Below are 1683 nucleotides of genomic sequence, written 5' to 3'. Positions count from 1 at the left end.
GGTGGTTTGTGTGTGGTGTGTGGGTGTTGTGTGAGAACTGGATAGTGGACGCGAGCATCTTGTTTTTCTGTAAGTTCGATTTTGTCAAGCAGTTTTTCTGTTTGTGATTGTTCTTAGTTATTTGTTTGTGTGTTGTGTTGTAAGGGCGCATGGTGGATGCCTTGGCATAGTAGGCCGATGAAGGACGTGAGAGGCTGCGATAGGCCTCGGGGAGCTGCCAACTGAGCGTTGATCCGAGGGTGTCCGAATGGGGAAACCTGGCCGTCGTTGTGGGCGGTCGCCGTTAGATGAATTCATAGTCTAATTGGTGGTTACGCGGGGAAGTGAAACATCTCAGTACCCGTAGGAGTAGAAAACAATTGTGATTCCGTTAGTAGTGGCGAACGAACGTGGATGAGGCTAAACCGCGTGCGTGTGATACCTGGCAGGGTTTGCGTGCGTGGGGTTGTGGGGATGCACTTTGCAGGGTCTGCTAGTCCTGCGTTGTGTTGTGTGGGTGTAGCGGAAGTGGATTGGAATGTCCTGCCGTAGACGGTGAGAGTCCGGTACGTGAAACACCCGTGCGTGCAATTGGTGTGTTGCCCGAGTAGCAGCGGGCTCGTGGAATCTGCTGTGAATCTGCCGGGACCACCCGGTAAGCCTAAATACCTGCTTATGACCGATAGCGGATTAGTACCGTGAGGGAATGGTGAAAAGTACCCCGGGAGGGGAGTGAAATAGTACCTGAAACCATGTGCTTACAATCCGTCAGAGCCCTTTTTTGTGGGGTGATGGCGTGCCTTTTGAAGAATGAGCCTGCGAGTCAGCGGCATGTCGCGAGGTTAACCCGTTTGGTGGGGTAGTCGTAGCGAAAGCGAATACTAACTAGTGTGTTGTCAGTGGCATGTCCTGGACCCGAAGCGGGGTGATCTACCCATGGCCAGTGTGAAGCAGAGGTAAGACTCTGTGGAGGCGCGAACCCACTTAGGTTGAAAACTGAGGGGATGAGTTGTGGGTAGGGGTGAAAGGCCAATCAAACTCCGTGATAGCTGGTTCTCCCCGAAATGCATTTAGGTGCAGCGTCGTGTGTTTCCTCCTGGAGGTAGAGCTACTGGTTGGTTTAGCGGGACTATCATCTTAGCGACATCAGCCAAACTCCGAATGCCGGTGAGGTTAGAGCACGGCAGTGAGACTGCGGGGGATAAGCTTCGTAGTCGAGAGGGAAACAGCCCAGATCGCCGGCTAAGGCCCCTAAGGGTGTGCTAAGTGGAAAAGGATGTGGGATCGCGAAGACAACCAGGAGGTTGGCTTAGAAGCAGCCATCCTTGAAAGAGTGCGTAATAGCTCACTGGTCGAGTGGTTCTGCGCCGACAATGTAGTGGGGCTCAAGTACACCGCCGAAGCCGCGGCAATCACCTTTTGGTGGTTGGGTAGGGGAGCGTCGCGTGACTGCTGTGAAGCGCTGGGGTAACCCTAGTGTGGAGTGTGCGCGAGTGAGAATGCAGGCATGAGTAGCGAATGAGGAGTGGAAAACTCCTCCGCCGAATGACTAAGGGTTCCTGGGCCAGGTTAATCCTCCCAGGGTGAGTCGGGACCTAAGGCGAGGCCGACAGGCGTAGTCGATGGATAACGGGTTGATATTCCCGTACCCGTGTGTCCGCGCCCATGGTGAATCAGGGATACTAACCCACCTGAACACGCGCC

Annotated in this window: 1 rRNA gene (cut by a window edge); it reads left to right on the top strand. The window is 54.2% G+C overall.

Annotated elements, in window-relative coordinates:
* Nucleotides 1–129: 129 nt before the first annotated feature.
* Nucleotides 130–1683 (top strand): 23S ribosomal RNA (locus QP982_RS10585); it runs 1117 nt beyond the window's last position.

Source organism: Corynebacterium sp. MSK019, from assembly GCF_030232425.1.
GTDB lineage: Bacteria > Actinomycetota > Actinomycetes > Mycobacteriales > Mycobacteriaceae > Corynebacterium > Corynebacterium jeikeium_D.
The sequence above is the reverse complement of the archived record's forward strand: the minus strand, read 5'-3'. Positions and strand labels throughout refer to the sequence as shown.